The organism is Massilia sp. UBA6681 (genome assembly GCF_002454935.1).
Classification (GTDB): Bacteria; Pseudomonadota; Gammaproteobacteria; order Burkholderiales; family Burkholderiaceae_D; genus Telluria; species Telluria varians.
The window spans coordinates 1-14,901 of sequence record NZ_DKJX01000063.1 but is presented as its reverse complement, the minus strand read 5'-3'; the positions used below and the strand labels follow the sequence as shown (position 1 = coordinate 14,901).

The window sequence follows — 14,901 nt, the reverse complement described above, 5'->3', positions numbered from 1 at the left end:
TGCGTAACATCGCGGAGGTGACCACCGTCTTGCCGAACACGACCCTGTCCAAAAAGATTACCGTGGACGTGAAGGGCGAGATTCTCGAGCTGAAGAACACCATCAACGTCATGGTGGACCAGCTGTCCTCGTTCGCATCCGAGGTGACGCGCGTCGCACGAGAAGTGGGTACCGAGGGCAAGCTCGGCGGCCAGGCGGTCGTGAAGGGCGTCGCCGGCACCTGGAAGGACTTGACCGACTCGGTGAACTCGATGGCGGGCAACCTGACCGGCCAGGTGCGTAACATCGCGGACGTGACCACCGCGGTGGCGAACGGCGACTTGTCCAAGAAGATCACGGTGGACGTGAAGGGCGAGATTCTCGAGCTGAAGAACACCATCAACGTGATGGTCGACCAGCTGAACTCCTTCGCATCCGAGGTGACCCGCGTGGCGCGGGAAGTGGGTACCGAAGGCCGCCTGGGCGGCCAGGCGAACGTGCCGGGCGTTGCAGGCACCTGGAAGGACTTGACCGACGGCGTGAACTCGATGGCGGGTAACCTGACCGGCCAGGTGCGTAACATCGCGGAGGTGACCACCGCGGTGGCGAACGGCGACCTGTCCAAGAAGATTACCGTGGACGTGAAGGGCGAGATTCTCGAGCTGAAGAACACCATTAACGTCATGGTGGACCAGCTGTCCTCGTTCGCATCCGAAGTGACCCGCGTGGCGCGTGAGGTGGGTACCGAAGGTAAACTCGGCGGCCAGGCCTACGTGCCGGGCGTCGGCGGCACCTGGAAAGACCTGACCGACAATGTGAACTTCATGGCCTCGAACCTGACCGGCCAGGTGCGTAACATCGCGGCGGTGACGACCGCGGTGGCGCGCGGCGACCTGTCCAAGAAGATTACCGTGGACGTGAAGGGCGAGATCCTCGAACTGAAAGACACCATCAACGTCATGGTGGACCAGCTGTCCTCGTTCGCATCCGAGGTGACGCGCGTCGCCCGTGAGGTGGGTACCGAGGGCAAGCTGGGCGGCCAGGCGAACGTGTCCGGTGTGGCAGGTACCTGGAAGGACTTGACCGAGAACGTCAACCAGCTGGCGGCGAACCTGACCAACCAGATGCGCGCGATCGGCGAGGTGGCGACCGCGGTGACCCGTGGCGACCTCTCGCGTTCCATCCAGGTGGAAGCGCGCGGCGAGGTGTCCTACCTGAAGGACAACATCAACGAGATGATCCGCAACCTGAAGGAGACCACCCAGAAGAACGCGCAGCAGGACTGGCTGAAGACCAACCTGGCGCGCTTCACCCGCCTGCTGCAGGGCCAGCGCGACCTGCAGGCCGTGACCAAGCTGATCCTGTCGGAACTGGCGCCGCTGGTCTCGGCCCACCACGGCGTGTTCTACATGATGGATTCGCAGGAGACCGACGCACGCCTGCGCATGATCGCCTCCTACGGCTACCGTTCCAGCCGCAAGCTGCCGACCTCCTTCCTGCCGGGCGAAGGCCTGGTGGGCCAGTGCGCGCTTGAGAAGACCCGCATCTGGCTGACCGACGTGCCGCGCGACTACATCGTGGTGTCCTCGGGCCTGGGCTCGGCGCCGCCGAACAACATCGTGGTGCTGCCGATCCTGTTCGAACAGCAGGTCAAGGCCGTCATCGAGATCGCCTCGCTCGACCGCTTCACCGAAACCCACCTGTCCTTCCTCGACCAGCTGATGGAATCGATCGGCGTGGTCCTGAACACGATCGAGGCGAACAGCCGTACCGAGTCGCTGCTGACCCAGTCGCAGTCCCTCGCCCAGGAACTGCAGCAGACCAACCAGGAGCTGGCGGAGAAGGCGCGCCTGCTGTCCGAGCAGAACATCGAGGTGGAACGCAAGAACCGCGAGGTGGAACAGGCGAAACTGGCGCTGGAAGAAAAAGCGACCCAGCTGGCCCTGTCCTCCAAGTACAAGTCCGAGTTCCTGGCCAACATGTCGCACGAACTGCGTACGCCCTTGAACTCGCTCCTGATCCTGGCGCAGCAGCTCTCGGATAACCCGGAAGGCAACCTGTCGTCGCGCCAGGTGGAATTCGCGAAGACCATCCACGGCTCCGGTTCCGACCTCTTGACCCTGATTAACGACATTCTCGACCTGTCGAAGATCGAATCCGGTACCGTCACGCTGGACGTGTCGGAATACCGCTTCTCGAACCTGCGCAACTACGTGGACCGCACCTTCCGCCACATGGCGGAAGCCAAGCACCTCGGCTTCCAGGTCGATCTGGCGGACAACCTGCCGACCGCGGTGATGACCGACACCACGCGCCTGCAGCAGGTCCTGAAGAACCTGCTGTCGAACGCGTTCAAGTTCACCAGCCACGGCCAGGTCGAACTGACCATCTCGCTGGTGAACAGCGGCTGGACCCACGACCACCCGAACCTGGTGCACGCCGACGCGGTGCTGGCCTTCTCGGTGCGCGACACCGGCGTCGGCATCCCGTCCGACAAGCTGCAGCTGATCTTCGAGGCATTCCAGCAGGCCGACGGCTCGACCGCGCGTAAATATGGCGGCACCGGCCTGGGCCTGTCGATCTCGCGCGAACTGGCGCGCCTGCTGGGCGGCGAGATCCGCGTCGAGTCGACCGTCAACGTCGGTTCGACCTTCACCCTGTACCTGCCGTACAACCGCGCCGGCTTCATCAACTACGAACAGACGCGCCAGCCGCAGCCGGCCCGCCTGGCCCCGCCGCCGGCCCCGGCGACCACCGTGTCCTACCAGCCGACCGTGGAAGCAAGCAGCGAGGTCGCGACCGCCGAGACGGTGGAAGCCGGCTCGCTGGTCGAATACTCCTCGGTGCTGGACGACCGCGGCCTGGTGACCCCGGGCGACCCGTCGGTGCTGATCGTGGAAGACGACGAGCGCTTCGCCAAGGTGCTGCTCGACTTCGCCCGCGAGAAGAACTTCAAGGGCATCGTCACCCAGCGCGGCGATTCGGCGCTGTCGCTGGCGCGCGACTACCTGCCGTCGGCGATCCTGCTCGACATCGACCTGCCGGACATCGACGGCTTCACGGTGCTCGACCGCCTCAAGCGCGACCCGAACACCCGCCACATCCCGGTGCACGTGATGTCCTCGCTGCGCGAGCGCGAGCGCGCGCTGCGCCAGGGCGCGATCTCGTACATCAACAAGCCGGTGGGCCGCGAGGCGCTGCAGGAAGAGTTCAAGCGCATCCAGAAGTTCCTGATGGGCGGCAAGCGCTCGCTGCTGGTGGTGGAGGACGACATGGCCCAGCGCGAGTCGATCGTGGCCCTGATCGGCAACGCCGACATCCACATGGTGACCGTGGACACCGGCGCCGCCGCGATGGAAGCCCTGGAAAGCGCGCGCTTCGACTGCATGGTGCTGGACCTGACCCTGCCGGACGTCTCGGGCTTCGACCTGCTGGACCGCATCGGCGCCAACGAGCGCCTGCGCGACCTGCCGGTGGTGATCTATACCGCCAAGGAGCTGTCGCGCAAGGAGGTCACCAAGCTCAAGCGCTACGCCAAGACCATCGTCATGAAGGACGCCCGCTCGCCGGAACGCCTGCTGGACGAAACCGCCCTGTTCCTGCACCGTTCGCAGGCCAGCCTGCCGGAGCAGCAGCGCCGCATCCTGGAAGAGATCCACGCGGCGGACGGCGGCCTGGCCGGCCGCAAGGTGCTGATCGTCGACGACGACCTGCGTAACATCTTCGCGCTGTCCACCCTGCTTGAGCGCCAGCAGATGCAGGTGCTGTTCGCCGAGAACGGCCGCGACGGCATCGAGGTGCTGGAGAAGGACCCGACCATCGAGATCGTCCTGATGGACATCATGATGCCGGAGATGGACGGCTACGACACGATGCGGGCGATCCGCCGCATCCCGAAGTTCCGTTCGCTGCCGATCATTACCCTGACCGCGAAAGCGATGAAGGGTGACCGCGACAAGTGCATCGCCGCCGGCGCCTCGGACTACATCACCAAGCCGGTCGATGTGGCCCAGCTGCTGTCGATGATGCGTGTCTGGCTCCACTAAGGCCGCGGCGATGGGTGAATTGAGTGCCTGGTCCGGGTTCGCCGCCGCCCAGGCAACGGAGGAACTCGAGATCGAACTGCTGCTGGAAGCCGTCTACCAGCGCTTCGGCGTCGATTTCCGCGGCTATGCGCGGCCCAGGCTGCGCGACAAGCTGTTCGCGCTGCTGCGCGCGCGCAAGCTGGCGACCATCTCCAGCCTGCAGGAGCGGGTGCTGCACGAAGCCGGTGTCGCGCACGACCTCGTGCGCACGCTGGCGGTGCCGCAGGCGGAGCTGTTCGACCTGCCCGAGGACACGCGGCGCCTGCGTACCGCGCTGGGCGACAGCCTGCGTCCGACCGCCCTGCCCAAGGTCTGGCTGGCCGAGCCGGCCGGCGTGGCCGAGGCCTGGACGCTGGCGATCCTGCTGGCCGAGGAAAAGCTGTACGGCCGCACCGAGGTGTTCGCCACCGTCGCCAGCGACGAGCTGCTGTTCGACGTGCGCAACGCCTCGCTGCCGGTGTCCCAGCTGGCGCAGTCGCAGGCGCAGTACCAGGCCAGCGGGGGCGTCGGGCGCCTGAGCGACTACTTCGAGATCGCAAACGGCGAAGCGCGCCTGCTGCCGCGCCTGCGCGAACGCATCACCTGGGCGCAGTACAGCCTGGTGACGGACGCCTCGTTCAACGAGTTCCACGGCATCATCTGCCGCCGCGCCATGCCCGATTTCGGGCCGCTGCTGCGCCAGCGCGTGCTGCGCCTGTTCCGCGACAGCCTGTCGCTGTTCGGGGTGCTGGGGCTGGACCGCGAACTCGCGCCCACCGACGCCGGTGCGGCGGACTACCAGCTTTTGTTCGAGGACGGGGGCTGGTACAAGCGGATGCGGTAATCGATTTGGGGCCGTGGCCGGCACCGCCGGCCACGCGCCTGTCCCCGCTATCCTTTGTATTCCGCTGCAATCCGGTCGCGCCACGCCTGCAGGTGCGCCATCCCCTCCTGCCCCGGCCTGAACCTCAGCAAACCACGTGCGAATTCGATCGCACAGAAGGCCGTGATATCGGCAATCGTGAACCGTTCCCCGGCCACGTAGGGCTGCCTGCCCAGCTCCCCGTCCAGCCAGCGCGCCGTTGCGCGCATCTTTTGTCCTTGCGCCGCGCCGAAGTCCGGAAACTGCGGCTGCTCCAGGCTTGCCAGCCCCGGATGCGTATGGCGCACGCACAGCGCCGTTTCCAGCATCAGGTGCAGCTCCATGCGGCGGTCGGCCATCTCGATGAAGGCGCGCTCGGTGCTGTCCACCCCCATCAGGTTCGGTTCCGGATAAAGGCCTTCGAGGTAGGTGCAGATGGCGCGCGTCTCGCTGAGCGCGCGGCCATCGTCGAGCACCAGCACGGGAACGCGCGCCAGCGGATTCAGAGCGGTGAATTCAGGCCTGCGATGGCCGCCGGCATTCAGGTCGACGTCGACCAGTTCGATGCCTTCGATTCCTTTGGCCGCCATGAACATGCTGACACGCCGCGGATTGGGGGCGCGGGGACTGACGTAGAGACGCATGGGCTTTTCCATCCTTGAACAGGGATGGCCATGATAGCGCGAACCGGCAGGAGTTCAGGCCGGTTCGACCAGCGGGGTCGTCCCTTCGCTGGCCCGCGCTGCACCCATCCAGGCCTCGACGTTGTTCGCACAGCCAGGGGACAGGTGCAGCCCGAGCTTGCTGCGGCGCCACAGCACGTCCTCGGCGCAGCCGGCCCACTCGTGCCGCATCAGGTAGCGCAACTCGGCGGCATGGAGGCCGGGGGCCACCTCCTCGCCCAGGTCGTCGATGCCGGCGGCGCCGGCCAGCAGGATTTCGGCACGGGTACCGTAGGCACGCGCCCAGCGCCGCGCCAGGCCGGCAGGCAGCCAGGGATGGCGGCGTTCGAGCGCGGCCACCCAGGCGTCGAATTCGAGCACGGCGCGGCTGTTTGGCACGCTGCCGAACAGGTCTCCACCGGGCAGCACGGCCTGCGCCGTCCACCCCAGCCGGGTGTGACCGAATGCGCCGGAGATCCAGTCCGCCGCTTCCTCGGCCAGCTTGCGAAAGGTGGTGATCTTGCCGCCGAAGACAGACAGCAGAGGCGCGCCCGCCGTATCGCGCCCTAGCAGGTAGTCGCGCGTGGCCGCGCTGGCGCTGGCGGCGTCGTCTTCGAGCAGCGGGCGTACGCCCGAGTAGGACCAGACCACGTCCGCGGGCCCGACCTGGCGCCGGAAATAGCGGTTGGCGAGCTCGCACAGGTAGGCGGTCTCGGTGCCGGCGATCGCCACCCCGTCCGGGTCGCCCTGGAATTCGACGTCGGTGGTGCCGATGAGGGTGAAGGCGCCTTCATAGGGCATCGCGAACACGATGCGCCCGTCGGGGTGCTGGAAAATATAGGCATATTGGTGCTCGAACAGGCGCGGCACCACGATGTGGCTGCCCTTGACCAGGCGCAGGCGGCGCGCCGGAGCGCTGCCGGTGGCGATCTGGGCCACCCGCGCGGCCCAGGGCCCGGCCGCGTTGACCAGGCAGTGCGCCTTCACCCTCAGCCTGCGCTCACCCTGCACCAGCGTTGCCGTCCAGTACTGCGGATGGCGCTCGAAGGCCGTGCAGCGCGTGTGCGTCAGCACGGTGGCGCCACGCTCGTGCGCATCGAGCGCATTCAGCACCACCAGCCGGGCATCGTCGACCCAGCCGTCCGAGTACTCGAAGCCGCGCGTAAAGCTGGGCTTGAGCGCGTCGCCGGCGCGGTGCGCTCCCAGCTCGACCGCTTTTGAAGCGGGCAGGAAGCTGCGCGGCGCCAGGCGGTCATACAGGAACAGGCCGGCGCGGATCAGCCAGGCCGGCCGCTGCGTGGCGTCGTGCGGCATCACGAAGCGCAGCGGATGCATGATGTGCGGTGCGCTGCACAGCAGGGTTTCGCGTTCACGCAGCGCCTTGCGCACCAGGCCGAACTCGCGGTGCTCGAGGTAGCGCAGGCCGCCGTGGATCAGCTTGCTCGAAGCGGAAGACGTGTGGGACCCGAGGTCGTCCTTGTCGCACAGGAGCACCTTCAGGCCGCGCCCGGCAAGGTCTCGCGCAATTCCCGCGCCATTGATGCCGCCGCCCACGACCAGCACGTCGCATTCCAGCTGGGTGTCCTCGTTCATGTCGCCTCCCGTCTGCGGGCCGGGCCCGCCTAGCCGGTCCAGTGTAGGCACTCGGCAGTGGAGCATCTTTGCTTGTATCAATTATGCGGAGAATGGGCCCGCCGGTGTGTAAAATCGGCGCATGCACAACTCATCCAGCGCCGACGTGCGTGCCTGGGTCCGCATGCCTTCCGGCAAGCGCCTGGACCTGCTCAACCCGACTCCCTTCGACTGGGACGACGCCGACCTGGCGCTGGGCCTGGCGCGCACCTACCGCTGGGGCGGTCACTCGGCCTGGCCGCTGCCCCTGTCCGTGGCCCAGCACTCGCTGACCGTGATGCTGCTGCGCCGCGCCATCGCTCCCCCGCCCACGCCCCTGCAGGAACTGCGCGAGCTGCTGCACGACGCAGAGGAAGGCCTGCTCGGCTTCGATGCAATCTCGGTGATCAAGCCTTTCCTGGGCGAGGGCTTCCGTGCCCTGACCAGGCGCCTGGAGCAGATGGTCTTCCTGCGCTACGGCCTGCCGGCCTGGACCGAGAAGGAGCACAGGCTGCACAAGCAGGCCGACCGGCTCGCGGCGGCAAGCGAAGCCGTGCACGTGACCGGCTGGACGCCGGACGAAGTCAAGCGCACGCTGAAGATCCGCGCCGACGTGCTGGACCAGGACCCGCTGGTGCCCTATTTCGGCGGCACGCCCTGGGAACCATGGTCCCCCGGCCTTGCTGCGGAACGCTTCCTGGCCGAGCTGGACCGCCTGAAGCAGGCCAGCGCCAATGCGCCTGCCTGATCCCGCAACACGGGCTTTCTACACCAGCTTGCAAAGCTGGGGCTGCAACTCGGCGTCGAATCTTGAGGACACTCAAGCTTCGCACGTAAGCGATTGATTTTATGGGAAGTTCTTCAATATCCACAAGAACTGTGGATAAAGATGTGGAAAAGCACTACTTGACAAGCTGAAAGTCCAGTAATGATGCGGGTTTCAACAAATTGCCCGTTCCGCAGGCAAATTGAAAAACTCTAAAAATCAATGACTTGCACGCGCCCCACTTTCGTGCAGTGCGGGGGGCTGGGGCATATTCCTACAAAATCGCCGCACGGGGGATAAGTCCTCAACGTGTGCCGATCTTCGCTTATTTCCACGCGTTCCGAGCGCGCTCCCGCACCAGCATGCGCACGCTCTCCGGTACCGGCTTGCGCAGCTGCTGCGTGTCCGCGCTGAGCCAGGTCGTCTCCTCGAAATGCTTCAGCATCGCCGGGGTGATGAAGCGCGAGCGGGCCGCGTAGACGTGGCGGTCGCCCATCTGGGCCTGCTGCTTGATGAAGAAGCGGTTCGGCAGCACCAGGTGCAGGTGTTCGCGGGCGCGCGTCATGGCCACATAGAGCAGGCGTCGCTCTTCTTCGATGTCGTCGTTGTTCCCGGTACTCATGTCCGACGGAATGCAGCCGTCCACCACGTTCAATACCGTCACCGATTTCCACTCCTGTCCCTTGGCGGAATGGATGGTCGACAGGATCAGGTAGTCTTCGTCGAGCAGCGGGCTGCCTGCGCGGTCGCTGGTGGCTTCCGGCGGGTCGAGCGTGATCTCGGCCAGGAAGCTCTCGCGCGTCGCGTGCCCGCCGGCCAGCGCGCTGAGCTGCTCGACGTCGGCGGCGCGCACCTGCGCGTCGTCGTACATGCGTTCCAGGTGCGGCAAGTACCATTGCTTGACCAGCTCGATGTCGGCCGGCCAGCGCAGTCCCGGCGTGCGCAGGCGCCGGTACAGTGCGCTGAAGGCGGCCCAGTCCTCGAGACTCTTGCCCGGCGCGGCGAAGGCTTCCACCGCCGCCAGCGGGTCGGCGGCCTCGCCCACCGCATCCAGCAGGCGGGTGGCGGTCGCCGGGCCGATCCCCGGGATCAGTTGGGCCACACGAAAACCCGCCATGCGCCCGTTCGGGTTCTGGGCGAAGCGCAGCACCGCCAGCACGTCCTTGATGTGGGCCGCTTCCAGGAACTTCAGGCCGCCGAACTTCACGAAGGGGATGTTGCGACGCATCAGCTCCAGCTCCAGCGCGGCGCTGTGGCTGGCCGCGCGGAACAGCACCGCCTGCGATTTCAGGGCGATGCCGGCTTCGCGGTGTTCTAGGATGCGGCGGCAGGCCCAGCGCGCCTGTTCGGCCTCGTCCGGGATCAGGACCAGTTGCGGCTTGAGGCTGGAGACCTTGTCGGTCCACAGCGTCTTGGCGTGGCGTTCGCGGGCGGCGGCGATGACGGCGTTGGAAGCGTCCAGGATCGGCTGGGTCGAGCGGTAGTTGCGTTCCAGCGTGATGACCTGGGCCGGCTGCGAAAACTGCTTCGGGAAGTCGAGGATGTTGCGCACGGTGGCGCCGCGGAAGGCATAGATCGACTGGGCATCGTCGCCGACCACCATCACGCCCTCGCCGCCGGGCTTCATGCCGGTGATGATCGCCGCCTGCAGGCGGTTGGTGTCTTGGTACTCGTCGACCAGCACGTGGTCGAACCGGGCGCCCAGCTCCGGGCCCAGCTCCGGGTCGCTCGCCATCTCGGACCAGAACAGCAGCAGGTCGTCGTAATCCAGCACGTTCTGCTCCTGCTTGGCGTCGACGTAGGCGCCGAACAGGGTTTTCAGCTGCCCTTCCCACTCGCTGCACCAGGGGAAGGTGGACTGCAGCACCGCCTCCAATGGCTCGCGGCTGTTGACCACCCGCGAATAGATCGACAGGCAGGTGCCCTTCAGCGGAAAGCGCTTTTCCGTATGCGACAGGCCGATTTCGTGGCGCACCAGTCCCATCAGGTCTTCCGAGTCGCCGCGGTCGTGGATGGTGAAGGATTCGTCCAGGCCGATGCGGCCGGCGTACTCGCGCAGCAGGCGGGCGCCGATCGCATGGAAGGTGCCGGCCCAGGGCAGGCTCAGCTGGGCCGCGTTGGCGCTGCCACCCTTGCCGAGCAGGCGCTGCAGCACGCCGCTGGCGCGCTGGCTCATCTCACCCGCCGCACGCCGCGAAAACGTCAGCAGCAGGATGCGCTGGGGATCGGCACCCAGCTGGATCAGGCGCGCGACGCGGTGCGCCAGCGTATTGGTCTTGCCCGAACCCGCCCCGGCCACCACCAGCAGCGGCCGCACGCTGGCGGCGCCGATGTCGTGCTCGACCGCGGCGCGCTGTTCGGCATTCAGGCCGGCGAAGGGATCATCTGGGGCGGACTGCTGGAGTACGGCGGACATGGGGGTACACAAGGAAATGGCGGCGGCAAATGCCATACTGTACATTTATCCAGTTCTCTTCCGCAAGCCTCAAGAAATGAAGAGTCAAGCCCGCGCACGATTGAATCCACATTTTGCCCGGCGTCAGGTCATGGATTACATGCAGAAGACATGCTAAGTAGTTAATAATTAAAAAGTTTTCCTGATATCCACAAAGTCTGTGAATAACTATGTGGAAAAGCGGGGGCTTGACACGCCGAATGCGGCCATCCGTGCGGCTTTCAACAATTTGCCTATTGGGAAGGCAATCGCGATAGCCCCACAAATCAAGGGTTTACGCGCAGCTGTCGCGCAAGGGGAACGGACGCGCACAAAATTATTTTACGGCAATTTTTGTGTATAAGCCCGGCTCGCCTCAGCGTCCAGCGCTGCGCCGTCTCCCGCCTGCGCCGCCTACAATGGCCGCGTGACCAACCACTGTGAGGACGCCATGAGCATGCAACCCGATCCCGACCTGAATCCCGGCGACGAAGCGGAACCCGGTACGCCCGGCGCCGGAGAAGACGTCTGCGAAGCCTGCGCCGGCACCGGCAAGCTGTCCGATGGCCGGCCCTGCTCCAACTGCGGCGGCAGCGGCAAGGTCATGCGGGGTATCGGCGGCGGCTGAGCGCCTGCACCGCGTGGACAGGCGGGCGCCGGCCCGGCGATAATCCGGGGATGCGCGTTCCGCCTCCCGCCGCCCCCGATCCGGACCGTCCCCGGCCCACCTCGCTGGCCGACCTGTTCGTCTCCTTCACCGTCCTTGCCCTGCAAGGCTTCGGCGGGGTGCTGGCGGTCGTCCAGCGTGAGATCGTCGAGCGCAAGCGCTGGCTGACGCAGGAAGAATTCATCGAGGACTGGGCCGTGGCGCAGATCATGCCCGGGCCCAACGTGCTCAACCTGTCGATCATGATCGGGGCGCGCTGGTTCGGGCTGCCCGGCGCCGCGGCCGCGGTCGCCGGCCTGCTGGCCTTGCCGCTCTTGCTGGTGCTGGTGCTGGCGGCCTTTCACGCGCAGTATGCGGACCATCCCGCGGTGGCCGGCGCGCTGCGCGGCATGGCGGCCGTGTCCGCCGGCCTGATCGCCGCCACCGGCCTGAAGCTGTCGAGCGCGCTGGCCAGGAACCCGATCCCGCTTCCCTGCTCGGTCGGGATCGCTGCGGCCGCCTTCGCCTTGCTGGCCTGGCTGCGTGCGCCGCTGGTCTGGGTGCTGCCCACCCTGGGTGCGCTCGGCTGCGTGCTGGCCTGGCGCAGGCTGCGATGACGGCAGCTCCACTCGTTCTGGGATGGCACGACTGGCTCAGCCTGTTCGTCCATTTCCTGATGCTGTCGCTGATGCAGTTCGGCGGCGCGATCTCGGTCAGCGCCGACATGCAGCGCTTCCTGGTCGAAGACAAGGGCTGGCTGGCCCAATCGCAGTTCAGCGATGCGATCGCGCTGGCGCAGGCGGCCCCGGGTCCCAACGTGCTGTTCGTCGCGCTGATGGGCTGGCACCTGGGCATGAACACCGGCAGCCTCGGCGTCGCCCTGGGCGGCGTGGCGCTGACCATGGCCGGCATCCTGCTGCCCTCCTCCATCCTCAACTACCACATCGCGCAGTGGGGACACCGCAACCGCGAGTTGCGCGCGGTGCGCGCCTTTCGCTTGGGGCTGGCACCGATCGTGATCGGCATGCTGCTGGCCACCAGCTGGCTGCTCGCCGGCGCCGGGTCTGGCAAGAGCAGCTGGCCGGCCTGGCTGCTGGCCCTGCTATCCTGCCTGCTCATCTGGCGTACCCGCCTGCACCTGCTGTGGATGCTGGGCGCCGGCGCCCTGCTCGGCGCGCTCGGACTCGTCTGACTGGCAAGCCGGGACGCCACAGGGCATACTTGCGCAATTAGCCACTCATCCAGCGAACCCATGCTCGAACTTCTCAGCGAACATGCCTGCTTCGGCGGCGTCCAGCGCTTCTACCGCTTCGATTCGACCGCCATCGGCCTGCCGATGCGCTTTTCCGTCTACCTGCCGCCCGGCGCCGAAGGCAAGCGCCTGCCTGTCCTGTTCTACCTCGCCGGCCTGACCTGCACCGAAGAGACTTTCATGATCAAGGCCGGCGCCCAGCGCGTGGCGGCGCAGGAAGGCCTGATCCTGGTCACGCCCGATACCAGCCCGCGCGGCGCCGGCGTGCCCGGCGAGACCGACAGCTGGGACTTCGGGGCGGGCGCCGGCTTCTATGTCGACGCCACCGAGGCGCCATGGTCGCAGCACTACCGCATGTACAGCCACATCCTGGAACTGCGCGAGCAGGTAGTAGCCCAGCTGCCGGCCGACCCGGCCCGGGTGGGCATCTTCGGGCACTCGATGGGGGGGCATGGCGCGCTCATGATGGCGCTGCGCAATCCAGGCCTGTTCCGTTCGGTGTCGGCCTTTGCGCCGATCGCCGCGCCGATGCGCTGCCCATGGGGCCAGAAGGCCTTCGGCGGCTACCTGGGCGCCGACCAGGCGAGCTGGCGCCAGTACGATGCGAGCGAACTGATGGCCGCGATGGATACGGCGCCTTTCCCGGGGGGGATCCTGATCGACCAGGGGCTGGCCGATAAATTCCTGGCCGAGCAGCTGTATCCGGAAGCCTTCGAGGAAGCTTGCGCGCGTGCGGGCCAGCCCTTGACCCTGCGCCGGCATGCCGGCTACGACCACGGTTATTACTTCATTTCGACGTTTGTGGAAGACCACCTGCGCTTCCACCGCAGGCTGCTTGGCTGAAAACCAGGCGGACACGCCTGTGCCCGCTTGAAAAGCTGCTGCCTCCATCCTATAAAGACATTGCCGGCACCCACCGGCACTCTCAGTCCTTATCCATGGAGGCCATCATGAATCTCATTAGACGAGGCAATAGCTCGCTCCCGGCCTACCGTCCGGGCGCCGTCGAGGACCAGTTCGGGCGCATGGTCGAGAGCATGTTCCAGGACTTCTTCGCCCCGCTCGCACAGGGTGGGCAATGGGCCGGCGAAGGCGCCGCGACGCCGCGGCTGGACGTCAGCGAAACCGAGAAGACCTACGAAATCCAGGCCGAACTCCCCGGCGTGAACAAGGAGGACGTCAAGGTCTCGGTCGACGGGCAGCGTGTCACCATCGAGGCGGAATGCCGCTCGGCAAACGAACGCCGCGAGGGTGAAACCGTGGTGTATGCTGAACGCACCGCACGCAGGTTCATGCGCAGCTTCGCCCTGCCCACCGAAGTCGACGACGGTTCGGCACAGGCAAAGCTGGAGAACGGCGTACTGCAGCTGAGCCTGCCCAAAAAGCAGGGCACTGAAGCACGCCGCCTGACCATCCAGTAATCGCCCGGCCACGCGTCAGGCAGAGTCCATGGTCCGCGTCCCGCGTTGCGGCGCCCTGCCGCGGCGCGGCGCGGCCGTTTTGCGTTCTACCATGGCTACGTTTCGTTCTATGCGCTTCACCATGCCGGAGACCGAAGGCTACAAGGACCGCACCCACGCCGGCCGACAACTGGCGCGCAGCTTGCGGCATCTCGCCGGCCAGGCCGACCCGATCGTGCTCGGCCTGCCGCGCGGCGGCGTGCCGGTGGCATTCGTGGTGGCCCAGGCCCTCGGCGCGGAGCTCGACGTCCTGCTGGTGCGCAAGCTGGGCATGCCCGGCAACGAGGAATACGCGATGGGCGCGATCGGCAGCGGCGGCGTGCGCGTGCTGCAGCCGGGCGTGCCCGGCCTGCTGGGCGTGACCCAGGAACAGGTGGATCAGATAGCCGCGCGCGAACTGGCCGAGCTCGAGCGGCGCGACCGCCTCTACCGGGGCGGACGCCCGCCGCCGCGGCTCGAAGGCCGCTGCGTGATCCTGGTCGACGACGGCATCGCGACCGGGGCCAGCATGCTGGCCGCGGTCCAGGTGGTGCGCAAGCACCGGGTCGCGCAACTGGTGGTGGCGGCGCCGGTGGGCGCGCCCGACACCCTCGAACGGCTCGCGCGCGAAGCCGACGAAGTCGTCTGCCCGCTTGCCCCGCCCCGCTTCCATGCGGTCGGCCAGTTCTACCGGTCGTTCGGGCAGACGGATGACGAAGAAGTACAGGACCTGCTGGCACAGGCATGGGCGGCGCCCGCCGCGCCGAATGGTGGGCAGCAGGGGAACAAGGACAACAGAAAGGAGCGGACATGAAACCAATTCCAACCGAGACGGCAACCGATGTGGGCAGCGTGGGTAAATGGCTGGGTGCGGCAGCGGCCGGAGCGCTGCTGATGTACCTGCTGGATCCCGAACGCGGCTCGGCGCGCCGTTCGCGCGCAGTGTCCGCGGTGCGCGCGGCCGGCGCCCGCACCGGGGCGACGGTCGCGCGAGCGATAGACGATGTAGGGCCGGGTGACGTAGCCGAGCGGCGCCGAGAACACGTGCACGAGCCGCGTGAACGGCCACAGGGCGAACAGGATGCACGCCACGAGCGTGTGCAGCTGGAAGCCGAGCGGCGCCGCCGCCATGAGGTCCGCGTCGGGGTGGAAGGTCAGGAACTGGCGGTACCAGATCGAGACGCCC

Annotated in this window: 12 protein-coding genes and 1 pseudogene; 9 read left to right on the top strand and 4 right to left on the bottom strand. The window is 66.8% G+C overall.

What is annotated here, in order from left to right; translation table 11 throughout:
* Both B2R83_RS10275 and B2R83_RS10270 read left to right on the top strand, forming a co-directional pair.
* The coding region (locus tag B2R83_RS10275) for a response regulator (RefSeq protein ID WP_292040766.1) at nt 1–4,025 on the top strand (4,025 nt) is incomplete at its 5' end.
* Entirely contained in the window at nt 4,009–4,887 is an 879-nt protein-coding gene (locus B2R83_RS10270) for a CheR family methyltransferase (RefSeq protein ID WP_292040763.1), read from the top strand. The genes B2R83_RS10275 and B2R83_RS10270, both read left to right, overlap by 17 nt.
* A 47-nt stretch (nt 4,888–4,934) precedes the next feature.
* Here the strand turns inward: B2R83_RS10270 and B2R83_RS10265 are convergent, their stop codons facing one another.
* Both B2R83_RS10265 and glpD read right to left on the bottom strand, forming a co-directional pair.
* A complete protein-coding gene (locus tag B2R83_RS10265) occupies nt 4,935–5,549 on the bottom strand; it encodes a glutathione S-transferase family protein (protein ID WP_292040761.1) in 615 nt (204 codons plus the stop codon).
* 54 nt (nt 5,550–5,603) lie between these two features.
* Nucleotides 5,604–7,160: a glycerol-3-phosphate dehydrogenase gene (glpD, locus tag B2R83_RS10260; protein ID WP_292040757.1), complete on the bottom strand. Its 1,557-nt coding sequence runs from the start codon at nt 7,158–7,160 to the stop codon at nt 5,604–5,606.
* Between the two features lie 121 nt (nt 7,161–7,281).
* Here glpD and B2R83_RS10255 point away from each other — a divergent pair, with 121 nt between their 5' ends.
* Complete coding sequence (locus B2R83_RS10255; RefSeq protein WP_292040755.1) at nt 7,282–7,926, top strand: phosphohydrolase; 645 nt, start codon at nt 7,282–7,284, stop codon at nt 7,924–7,926.
* Between the two features lie 343 nt (nt 7,927–8,269).
* On the opposite strand, the gene B2R83_RS10250 is transcribed toward B2R83_RS10255, so the two are convergent.
* A complete protein-coding gene (locus B2R83_RS10250) occupies nt 8,270–10,360 on the bottom strand; it encodes an ATP-dependent helicase (protein WP_292040754.1) in 2,091 nt (696 codons plus the stop codon).
* 469 nt (nt 10,361–10,829) lie between these two features.
* Here B2R83_RS10250 and B2R83_RS10245 point away from each other — a divergent pair, with 469 nt between their 5' ends.
* The 6 genes from B2R83_RS10245 to B2R83_RS10220 all read left to right on the top strand — a co-directional run bounded on the left by B2R83_RS10245 (nt 10,830) and on the right by B2R83_RS10220 (nt 14,529).
* Complete coding sequence (locus B2R83_RS10245; RefSeq protein ID WP_200879943.1) at nt 10,830–11,006, top strand: hypothetical protein; 177 nt, start codon at nt 10,830–10,832, stop codon at nt 11,004–11,006.
* 50 nt (nt 11,007–11,056) lie between these two features.
* Nucleotides 11,057–11,641, top strand: a complete 585-nt coding sequence (locus B2R83_RS10240) for a chromate transporter (RefSeq protein WP_292040751.1) — start codon at nt 11,057–11,059, stop codon at nt 11,639–11,641.
* A complete protein-coding gene (locus B2R83_RS10235) occupies nt 11,638–12,216 on the top strand; it encodes a chromate transporter (RefSeq protein ID WP_292040748.1) in 579 nt (192 codons plus the stop codon). Before B2R83_RS10240 ends, B2R83_RS10235 begins: the two co-directional genes overlap by 4 nt.
* A 60-nt stretch (nt 12,217–12,276) precedes the next feature.
* On the top strand, nt 12,277–13,119 hold the full coding sequence (gene fghA / locus B2R83_RS10230; protein ID WP_292040745.1) for an S-formylglutathione hydrolase: 843 nt from the start codon (nt 12,277–12,279) through the stop codon (nt 13,117–13,119).
* 107 nt (nt 13,120–13,226) lie between these two features.
* On the top strand, nt 13,227–13,697 hold the full coding sequence (locus B2R83_RS10225; RefSeq protein WP_292040743.1) for an Hsp20/alpha crystallin family protein: 471 nt from the start codon (nt 13,227–13,229) through the stop codon (nt 13,695–13,697).
* A gap of 91 nt (nt 13,698–13,788) precedes the next feature.
* Nucleotides 13,789–14,529 (top strand): phosphoribosyltransferase, encoded by a 741-nt coding sequence (locus B2R83_RS10220; protein WP_292040741.1) that lies wholly within the window; start codon nt 13,789–13,791, stop codon nt 14,527–14,529.
* Nucleotides 14,530–14,762: 233 nt separating this feature from the next.
* Here B2R83_RS10220 and B2R83_RS24025 read toward each other — a convergent pair.
* Nucleotides 14,763–14,846: pseudogene (locus tag B2R83_RS24025) on the bottom strand (respiratory nitrate reductase subunit gamma); the annotation flags it as partial.
* Between the last annotated feature and the right edge of the window lie 55 nt (nt 14,847–14,901).

Excerpts from the sequence above, each read along its gene's own strand:
- B2R83_RS10265 (WP_292040761.1), bottom strand. The coding sequence starts at position 5,549 with ATGCGTCTCTACGTCAGTCCCCGCGCCCCCAATCCGCGGCGTGTCAGC.
- glpD (WP_292040757.1), bottom strand. The coding sequence starts at position 7,160 with ATGAACGAGGACACCCAGCTGGAATGCGACGTGCTGGTCGTGGGCGGC.
- B2R83_RS10255 (WP_292040755.1), top strand. The coding sequence starts at position 7,282 with ATGCACAACTCATCCAGCGCCGACGTGCGTGCCTGGGTCCGCATGCCT.
- B2R83_RS10250 (WP_292040754.1), bottom strand. The coding sequence starts at position 10,360 with ATGTCCGCCGTACTCCAGCAGTCCGCCCCAGATGATCCCTTCGCCGGC.
- B2R83_RS10245 (WP_200879943.1), top strand. The coding sequence starts at position 10,830 with ATGAGCATGCAACCCGATCCCGACCTGAATCCCGGCGACGAAGCGGAA.
- B2R83_RS10240 (WP_292040751.1), top strand. The coding sequence starts at position 11,057 with ATGCGCGTTCCGCCTCCCGCCGCCCCCGATCCGGACCGTCCCCGGCCC.
- B2R83_RS10235 (WP_292040748.1), top strand. The coding sequence starts at position 11,638 with ATGACGGCAGCTCCACTCGTTCTGGGATGGCACGACTGGCTCAGCCTG.
- fghA (WP_292040745.1), top strand. The coding sequence starts at position 12,277 with ATGCTCGAACTTCTCAGCGAACATGCCTGCTTCGGCGGCGTCCAGCGC.
- B2R83_RS10225 (WP_292040743.1), top strand. The coding sequence starts at position 13,227 with ATGAATCTCATTAGACGAGGCAATAGCTCGCTCCCGGCCTACCGTCCG.
- B2R83_RS10220 (WP_292040741.1), top strand. The coding sequence starts at position 13,789 with ATGGCTACGTTTCGTTCTATGCGCTTCACCATGCCGGAGACCGAAGGC.